Annotated in this window: 9 protein-coding genes and 1 pseudogene; 6 read left to right on the forward strand and 4 right to left on the reverse strand. The window is 63.1% G+C overall.

All coding sequences use genetic code 11. The features are described 5' to 3' along the window. Positions 1-851 (reverse strand): cell division protein ZapE (gene zapE / locus EOA85_RS19390; RefSeq protein WP_164759752.1); only part of this gene is annotated, 851 nt, incomplete at its 3' end. Positions 852-994: 143 nt separating this feature from the next. Continuing rightward, the gene (locus EOA85_RS19395; RefSeq protein WP_065007266.1) at positions 995-1,534 is read right to left on the reverse strand and encodes an AprI/Inh family metalloprotease inhibitor; all 540 of its coding nucleotides are present in this window, start codon (positions 1,532-1,534) and stop codon (positions 995-997) included. Positions 1,535-1,784: 250 nt separating this feature from the next. On the opposite strand from EOA85_RS19395, the gene EOA85_RS19400 reads away from it, so the two are divergent. The 5 genes from EOA85_RS19400 to EOA85_RS19420 all read left to right on the forward strand — a co-directional run bounded on the left by EOA85_RS19400 (position 1,785) and on the right by EOA85_RS19420 (position 6,141). Next, complete coding sequence (locus tag EOA85_RS19400) at positions 1,785-2,825, forward strand: MBL fold metallo-hydrolase (protein WP_164759753.1); 1,041 nt, start codon at positions 1,785-1,787, stop codon at positions 2,823-2,825. 107 nt (positions 2,826-2,932) lie between these two features. Further along, the gene (locus EOA85_RS19405; protein WP_029349395.1) at positions 2,933-3,094 is read left to right on the forward strand and encodes a DUF1328 family protein; all 162 of its coding nucleotides are present in this window, start codon (positions 2,933-2,935) and stop codon (positions 3,092-3,094) included. Positions 3,095-3,264: 170 nt separating this feature from the next. After that, the gene (gene dapF, locus EOA85_RS19410; RefSeq protein WP_127210811.1) at positions 3,265-4,149 is read left to right on the forward strand and encodes a diaminopimelate epimerase; all 885 of its coding nucleotides are present in this window, start codon (positions 3,265-3,267) and stop codon (positions 4,147-4,149) included. A 109-nt stretch (positions 4,150-4,258) separates the two neighbouring features. Beyond that, entirely contained in the window at positions 4,259-5,485 is a 1,227-nt protein-coding gene (gene mtaB, locus EOA85_RS19415; RefSeq protein ID WP_245485874.1) for a tRNA (N(6)-L-threonylcarbamoyladenosine(37)-C(2))-methylthiotransferase MtaB, read from the forward strand. Positions 5,486-5,496: 11 nt separating this feature from the next. Beyond that, a complete protein-coding gene (locus EOA85_RS19420) occupies positions 5,497-6,141 on the forward strand; it encodes a hypothetical protein (RefSeq protein WP_206523328.1) in 645 nt (214 codons plus the stop codon). Here the strand turns inward: EOA85_RS19420 and ppk2 are convergent. Continuing rightward, positions 6,033-6,953 carry a polyphosphate kinase 2 gene (gene ppk2 / locus EOA85_RS19425; RefSeq protein WP_127210813.1) on the reverse strand — a complete coding sequence of 307 codons (921 nt, stop codon included), beginning with the start codon at positions 6,951-6,953 and terminating at the stop codon, positions 6,033-6,035. The two genes, EOA85_RS19420 and ppk2, sit on opposite strands and share 109 nt — an antisense overlap. A gap of 259 nt (positions 6,954-7,212) precedes the next feature. Here ppk2 and EOA85_RS19430 point away from each other — a divergent pair, with 259 nt between their 5' ends. Continuing rightward, positions 7,213-8,256: an aldo/keto reductase gene (locus EOA85_RS19430; protein ID WP_127210814.1), complete on the forward strand. Its 1,044-nt coding sequence runs from the start codon at positions 7,213-7,215 to the stop codon at positions 8,254-8,256. Between the two features lie 34 nt (positions 8,257-8,290). Here the strand turns inward: EOA85_RS19430 and EOA85_RS19435 are convergent. After that, positions 8,291-8,873 (reverse strand): annotated as a pseudogene (locus EOA85_RS19435) (glycosyl transferase family 90); the annotation flags it as partial.

Here is an 8,873-nt window from a genome sequence, read left to right on the forward strand (position 1 = left end):
AAGGAAAACCGCGCCGCTTCACCGGCAGCGCGCGGTACCACGATCTGCCGGCCCTTTACCGTCAATGCCGCCTCGGCTGTCCGCCGGCCACGCGTCATCACTTCCCAGGCCTCGTCGAGGACAGCATCGGCGGCGGCATCGGCAGGGGTGACATACACCGGCAGGCGGCTGAGCTTGTCCAGCCGATAGTCCTTGTCGGCATCCAGCGCCAGCACCTGCGCATGCCGCTCCAGGATGCCGATGAAGGGCAGGAAAAGCTGGCGGTTCAAGCCGTCGTGGTAGAGATCCTGCGGCGCGACATTGGACGTGGCGACCAGCACGACGCCGTTGGCAAACAGCGCCGAGAACAGCCGGGACAGGATCATCGCATCGGCGATGTCGGTGACGGAAAACTCATCGAAGCACAGCACCCAGGCCTCCTCGGCCAGCGCGCGGGCCACCGGCGCGATCGGGTCGTCTTCCCTGACGGCGCCCTCTTTACGCGCCTGCCGATGCTTCTGGATGCGATCCTGCACATCGACCATGAAGTCGTTGAAATGGACACGACGCTTGCGCCTGACCGGCACCAGCTCGAAGAACATGTCCATCAGCATGGTCTTGCCGCGGCCGACGCCGCCATGGATGTAGAGGCCCTTGACGGCCTCGCGCGTTTCACGCTTGCGGGCGAACAACCAGCCCAGCGCGCTCGATTTGTGCGCCAGCCGCTTTGCCGAGATCTCATCGATCAACCGGTCGAGTGCCGCGACGATCCGCTCCTGCCCCGGATCGCGGTCGATCAGGCCGGTATCGACCAGATGGTCGTAGCGCTGCCGGACGGTCGCATGGGTCTGAAGGCCGTCACGCAGATGCATCGGTCACGTCGTTCTAGAGCAATTCCAGGAAAGTGTGTCTCGGTTTTCCGTCCGGAATTGCGTAAAAACAAAAGACAGCAATTCCAGGAAAAGTGTGTAGCGGTTTTCCGTTCGGAATTGCGTAAAACAAAATAAGCGGCGGGTCAGCCTCTTGTAAGCGAGATCGGCAGGCCGTTGGAAGTCTGGCCGTCGAATTTCTCTCCGCCCGAGGAATAGAGCCGTGCCAGCGTGCCGCCGTTCTCGTCGTAAAGCGTCAACTGCTTGCCGGCGACGTTCCAGGACTTAATGCCGTTGATCGGCGCCGGGCAATGCAGCGGCCCGGCCCGGTAGCCGGCGCCGAACTTGGTCTGCGGCGTCGCCACCTGGCAGCTCTGGCCGGACACGCTGGCCTTCCACACGCCGGCGACGCTGGAGGCGGTAAGATCCGGCGCTCCGGCCGGAGCCGTCCCGTCCGGCGGCAGCGAGGCAACCTGAGGGCCTTGCGGCGCCGTCGGAAATTTCGACGGGTCGGCAGTGCCGGGCGCCGCCGGCGGCGGCAGCTGATTTGCGGTCACCGTGCCGGAGGGCGCGGCCTCAAGCGGCGACGGCTGCTGGTCCATCGACGAGAACCGTGACGTTGAACAGCCGCTCGCAACGAGCGCGGCAAGCGATACGGCCAGCAGACCGGCTTTCGATAAATTCATTTCAAACCTCCGTCGGATCCGGCTGGGGCCGCCGTCCGCACACTCTCCCCCACCAAGATGGGGAAGGTGGCGAAATTTCAACCCGATATGGTTAAAATACCATTTGTGGCAACAACTGTTGCAATTTTACCACAAATACATGCCGCCCAGCCTGCACTTCGGGCCCTGCCAGGGGTCTACCAGGACAAGCATGCCCTTGGCATTCCGGGTCACCAAATGCTTGCGTCAATCGGCTTCGGTCCTATCTCTGATGAAACGGAACCCTGCCGGAGGCGAAACCTTGGCTGCGAGAAAAAGAGCCGCCAATCGCTATTACAGCGGCCCACCGAGCGATCATTTCGACGGCACCTTGTTTTTCAATCCCAACGGCAAGCCGCCTGCCCGCTTTTCCGATCTTTTGAAGTGGCAGCTGGGCGGCGAGCGCTCGAAATGGCCGGCGGCGAATCCGAGTCCATTTCATCAAGCGACACCGGCCAAACGGATCGACGGCTCCGGGCTGAGGCTGACCATGGTCGGCCATTCCACGCTGCTCATCCAGACAGCCGGCCTGAACATCCTCACCGACCCGGTCTGGTCGCGGCGCGTCTCGCCGCTGTCCTTTGCCGGGCCGAAACGGGTCAATCTGCCGGGCATCGCCTTTTCCAACCTGCCGCCGATCGACCTCGTTTTGGTCAGCCACAACCACTACGACCATCTCGACCTCGCCACGCTGAAGCGGCTGAAGACAAAGCACGACCCGCTGGTGCTGACGCCGCTCGGCAATGACGCCATCATCGACGATGGCGTTCCCGGCATGCGGCTTTCCGTGCATGACTGGGGCGAGAGGGTCGAGATCGGCAAGGACGTCGCAGTCTATGTCGAGCCGGTGCACCACTGGTCGGCGCGCGGCACCCGCGACCGGCGCATGGCGCTGTGGGCGGGATTTGTGGTCGAGACGCCGGGCGGAAAGGCCTATTTCGCCGGCGACACCGGCTTCCACGATGGCATCAACTACCGGCTGATGGCCGAAAGGCACGGCGGCTTCCGCGTGGCCATCCTGCCGATCGGCGCCTACGAGCCGCGTTGGTTCATGGCGCCACACCACCAGAACCCGGAGGAGGCGGTGCAAGGCATGCTTTTGTGCAACGCCGCCCATGCTGCCGGCTGCCATTGGGGCACGTTCCGGCTGACCAACGAGCCGATTGACGAGCCGGCCAGAAACCTTGGCGAAGCCCTCGACGATCAAGGTATCCCGCAAGAACGCTTTCGCGCCTTGCGTCCCGGCGAAGTCTGGGACGTGCCGGCGGTCTAGGCAGGCGGCCGGCTTCGCGCCGCAGGGGAACTTAAGGAATCGGAACCCAAGCCATCGCAGATGCGTTTGTGGGGAGTTCCACAACCGTCGGCTGCAGGGATCTCCCCATGATCAAATGGATTGTCATTCTTCTGATTATCGCGGCCGCGGCCAGCCTGCTCGGCATGCCGGCATTGGCCGGAGCCGCCGCCACCGGCGCCCGTATTCTCATCGGCATCGTGCTGATCATCTTCCTGCTGATCGTGCTTGGCGTCTTCGCGGTGGCCTAATGCATGTCGGGCAAAAGTGCGCAGCGGAAAGCACGTGCGCTGGTTCAAAAATGTCAGAGCGTACTTTGTGCGTCCAAATGGACGCACGTCGCTCTGACGCGCGCGCACACTGGTAATTTCGGCCGGTATCCGCCATATAGGCGCCAAACCGGCATGAGACCTTTCGATCCATGGCAAGCACTGCCCCCTTCGCCAAGATGAACGGCATTGGCAACGAGATCATCGTTGCCGACATGCGCGGTCGCGCCGATCGGGTGACGCCGTCTGCCGCCCTTGCGCTCAACGCCGATGCCGCGACGAAATTCGATCAGATCATGGCGATCCACGACGCCAGGACGCCGGGCACCGCCTTTTCCATCGACATCCTGAATTCCGATGGAACCGGCGCGCAGGCCTGCGGCAACGGCATGCGCTGCGTGGTGCAGGCACTTGCCGCCGAGACCGGCCAGAAGACATTCGCCTTCGAGACCGTCGCCGGCATCCTCAACGCCGAAGAACATGCCGACGGGCTGATCTCGGTCGATATGGGCAAGCCGCGTTTTGGCTGGCAGGATATTCCGCTCGCCGAGGAATTTCGCGATACCCGCATGATCGAGCTGCAGATCGGCCCGATCGACGCGCCTGTGCTGCACTCGCCCTCGGTCGTGTCGATGGGCAATCCGCACGCCATCTTCTGGGTCGACCGCGACGTCTGGTCCTACGAACTCGACCGCTTCGGCCCGCTGCTCGAAAACCACCCGATCTTCCCCGAACGCGCCAACATCACCATCGCGCGGGTGACCTCGCCCGAGACGATGGTCATCCGCACCTGGGAGCGCGGCGCCGGCCTGACCAAGGCCTGCGGTACGGCGGCTTGCGCCGCCGTAGTCGCTGCCGCGCGCACCAAGCGGACCGGACGCAGCGTCTCTCTGGTGACACCCGGCGGCGGTTCGCTGCACGTCGAGTGGCGCGGCGACGACCACGTCATCCTCACCGGCGCCGCCGAATGGGAATTTTCCGGCAGCTTCGACCCGTCGACCGGCGTGTGGGCCCGCGACACCGAAAGCGCCGCCTGATGGCTCCTCTTGCCAAGAAGGGTCCCGCTCTTTCCAAGGGCCCCACAATTCCCAAAGGTGTAGACTCGTCACCTTCGGCTGCCGGCTGAACACCTACGAATCCGAGGTGATGCGGCGGGAGGCGGAGAGCGCCGGCCTTGGCGCGCTGGAAGGCGGCGCAATCATCTTCAACACCTGCGCCGTCACCGGCGAGGCGGTGCGCCAGGCAAAACAGTCGATCCGCAAGGCCCGGCGCGAGAACCCAGCCGCCCGCATCATCGTCACCGGCTGCGCGGCGCAGACCGAGCCGCAGAATTTCGTTGCCATGGACGAGGTCGATCTCGTCCTTGGCAACGAAGAGAAGCTGAAGGCGCATTCCTATCGCGCGCTGCCGGATTTCGGCGTCAACGATACCGAGAAGGCTCGCGTCAACGATATTTTTTCGGTACGCGAGACGGCCGGCCACATGGTCGACGCCATCGAGGGCCGGGCACGGGCCTTCGTCCAGGTGCAGAACGGCTGCGACCACCGCTGCACCTTCTGCATCATCCCCTATGGCCGCGGCAATTCGCGCTCTGTGCCGATGGGCGCCGTGGTCGAGCAGGTCGAGCGGCTGAGCGGCAATGGTTATGCCGAGATCGTGCTGACCGGCGTCGACATGACCAGTTTCGGCGCCGACCTGCCTGGCAGCCCGAAACTCGGCAAATTGGTCAAGACGATCCTGAAGCAGGTGCCTGGCGTGAAACGCCTGCGCCTCTCGTCGATTGATTCGATCGAGGCCGACGACGACTTGCTCGACGCCATCGCCACCGAGCCCCGGCTGATGCCGCATCTGCATCTGTCGCTGCAGGCGGGTGACGACATGATCCTGAAGCGGATGAAGCGCCGGCACAACCGGGATCAATCGATCCGTTTTTGCGAGGATTTGCGCAAATTGCGTCCCGGCATCGTCTTCGGTGCCGACATCATTGCCGGCTTCCCGACCGAGACGGACGCTATGTTCGAAAAATCGCTGGAGATCGTCGAGGAATGCGGGCTGACGCATCTCCACGTCTTCCCGTTCTCGCCGCGCGAAGGCACCCCCGCCGCGCGCATGCCGCAGCTTCGCCGCGAACTGGTCAAGCAGCGTGCGGCACGGCTGCGCGCCGCCGGTGACGCCGCTTATCGCCGCCACCTCGCTGCACTCGCCGGAACACGCCAGTCGATCCTGGTCGAGCGTGACAGGCTCGGCCGCACCGAAGGCTTTACGCTTGCCACGATCTCCGAGGGCGCGCCGGGCGAAATCGTTGAGGCTGATATCGCCGGCCATGATGGCGCGCGCCTGATCGCGGTGCCGCTTGCCGCCCGCGCCGCCTGAGACGCAGGAACATGGCTGGTTTTCTCAAGAAGATATTTTCGTTCGGCAAGAAGGAAGTGGTCGAGGAGCGGATCGACGAGTCAGCACCCCTGCCGCCGATCAAATGGGACGCGCTGGAGGCGCTGAAGCCGGCCGCCGAACAGACTGTTCCGGAATTTTCGATACGCGAAGAGCCTCGGCCCCAAGCAGAAGCTGTGCCTCCGCCGCCAGTCGAGCCGGAAGCACCGCCCGCGCCGCAGCCGGCGCCTGTTGAAGAGGCCGAGCCCGAACCTGCGCCGACCATTCGGCCCGAGCCGGACATCCAGCCGGAACCTGCGCTGGTCGAGGAGCCGGAGGCGCCCGCCGAACAGGCGGCGCCAAAGGAGATTCCGGTCGCTCCCGTCATCCGCCAGCCAGCTCGGGAGCCAGAGCCGGAGGAAATTCCTGAGCCAGAGCCGACGCAGGTGATCGTCCAGTCTGAGCGTCCGTCATCCGAACGTGGCGCTGCTACTCATCCGCCTGCCGGCACCTTCTCCCGGTATACTGACGGGGAGAAGGGAACCCTGCCTCAATACTTCTCCGGTACATACAGCTCGCGCGGCAGCACCTGGCGCTCGTATTCGGGATTGAAGACGCGGTCGGGCAGCGTGATCTCTTCGTGCGGCACTTCTTCATAAGGCATCTGCTTGAGGAGATGATCGATGCAGTTCAGCCGCGCCCGCTTCTTGTCGTTGCCTTCGACGATGAACCAGGGGGCTTCGGGAATGTTGGTGCGGGCGAACGTCTCTTCCTTGGCCTTGGTGTACTGCTCCCAGCGCACGCGCGACTGCAAGTCCATCGGCGACAGCTTCCACTGCTTCATCGGATCATGGATGCGCATCTGGAAACGCATCTGCTGCTCCTCGTCGGTGATGGAGAACCAGTATTTGACCAGCGTGATGCCGGAGCGGACGAGCATGCGCTCGAACTCCGGCACGTCGCGAAAAAACTCCTCGACCTGATCCGGTTCGGCAAATCCCATCACCTTTTCGACGCCGGAGCGGTTGTACCAGGAGCGGTCGAACAGCACGATCTCGCCGTCTGCCGGCAGATGCGGGACGTAGCGCTGGAAATACCATTGCGACTTTTCGCGTTCGGTCGGCGCCGGCAAGGCTACGACGCGGCAGATGCGCGGATTGAGCCGCTGGGTGATGCGCTTGATGACGCCGCCCTTGCCGGCCGAATCGCGGCCCTCGAAAACCACGACCAGCTTCTTCTTGTGATATGCCACCCAGGACTGCAGCTTGATCAATTCGGATTGCAGCGTGATCAGGTCGCGAAAATATTGCTGGCGATCCATCGAGGGCGGATGCGCTTTCTTGTAGATCTTGGCGATCTCCAGCGACACCGCCGGTTCCGACATTTCCAGCTCGTAATCTTCGTCAAGCGTGTCGGCTAGCTCCGCCTCCAGCCAGTCCTTGGCAGGAGAATTCTGTTTTGCTTCGGTCATTTATGCTGCTCCGCGTGCGAGCCCCTGTCGGCGTCCGGCCTGCCGGCCAAGACCGAACACCTTGAGCCGACTTGCATACAGGCCGGCAATGACGGTTTTATTGCAGCCGGCCTGTGTGCCGGTCGCGCAAATCCGTGAGATGTGATCGATCGGCCTCCATGGCATGCACGACAAGCGGCTCGAATTGTCCTACAAATGCCAGGCTCCCCTCCGGCGGCCTTCGAAGCAGCCCTTCTCAACGCAATTGCGAGGATCTGACATGGAATACCGCACTCTCGGCCGTTCCGGGCTGAAGGTTTCGACCCTGACCATGGGCACCATGACCTTTGGCGGCGCCGGCGCATTTTCGGCGGTCGGCAAGACCGATCTCGACGAGGCGCGCCGGATGATCGACCTCTGCATCGATTCCGGCATCAATCTCATCGACACCGCCAATGTCTATTCGAACGGGCTTTCGGAAGAGATCATCGGCGAAGCGCTTGGCGGCAAACGCAAGGGCGATGTGCTGATCGCCTCCAAGGCGCGGATGCGGATCGGCACGGGCCCCAACGACGAAGGGCTGTCGCGCTACCATCTGATCCGCGAGTGCGAGAAGAGCCTGAAGCGCCTCAGGACCGACGTCATCGACATCTATTTCCTGCACGAATGGGACGGCACAACGCCGCTCGAGGAGACCATCGCCGCGCTCGACACGCTCGTCAGCCAGGGCAAGGTCCGTTATGTCGGCTGTTCCAACTATTCCGGCTGGCAAGTGATGAAGGCGCTGGGGATCAGCGACCGCCAGCACCAGCCGCGCTTCGTCACACAGCAGATCCACTACACGCTGGAAGCACGCGAAGCCGAATATGAACTGCTGCCGATCTCGGTCGACCAGGGGCTTGGCGTGTTGGTGTGGAGCCCGCTCGCCGGTGGACTGTTGTCCGGCAAATACCACCGCGACCAGGCCACCTCCCGCCAGCTCAGCGGCTGGACGGAACCGCCGATCCGTGATGAGGACCGGCTGTGGCGGATCGTCGATGTGCTTGCCTATATCGGCAAGAGCCATGGCGTCTCGGCAGCGCAGGTGGCGCTTGCCTGGCTGCTAGGCCGGCCGGCCGTCAGCTCGCTGGTGATCGGCGGACGGACCGAAGCGCAGTTCAAGGACAATATCGCCGCTGCAAGCCTGTTGCTGACCAGCGATGAGCGCGCACGCCTGGACGCTGTGAGCCGCCCGCCCGTTCTGTATCCCTACTGGCACCAGCAATTCACGGCAAAGGACCGGTTTGGTCCGGCCGATCTGGTTCTTGACCGGGAAGATATCTGACAACGGTCCTGATCAGGTCGAAGGTCGCCGCGGGTTAGCCTGAAATAAAACGCCAGACCTCGGGATCGGGCTCGATCTGGCCGCTGAGCACGAAGTACTTGTAGAGCACGAGCAAGCAGATCGCCTGCTCGGCCCGTTCGTCGGCGAACTTGCGGCAATAGGCGTTGGCGGCGGCAACGACACGCTCGGCCTCAGTCGGATGACGTTCGAGATATTGCACCCGCTCGGCAAGATTCGTGAAATCAGGTTCGAGCGGCAAATAGTGAACATCGGCCACGAGTTCGCTTTCGGCGAACCATGTCTCATACGTCGGCGGCGGCATCAGGCACAGCGAATTCGAACTCATGATCCATTTTAGGTTGGTCGCCACATCGTTGCCTTCGAGCGAAATGATATAGCGTCAGCGCCGCTGCTGATCGATGCTCAGATAAGATTTGCGATATTCCGGCGCTGCCTTCGGTTTGGGCGTGCCGACATTGCAAAAGGGCAGATCGCGCGCGGCCTCCAGAAGCAAGGTCCTTATCGGGTTGTTGAGCTCGCCGCGCCACACCGCAACCGGAAGCTTGTCCGCGAAGGCTACATCGTCGGCGGGCATGAGGAAGTGGCGGAACGTGGTG

Origin of the sequence: Mesorhizobium sp. M5C.F.Ca.IN.020.29.1.1 (assembly GCF_003997375.1) — a bacterium.
GTDB classification, from domain to species: domain Bacteria; phylum Pseudomonadota; class Alphaproteobacteria; order Rhizobiales; family Rhizobiaceae; genus Mesorhizobium; species Mesorhizobium wenxiniae.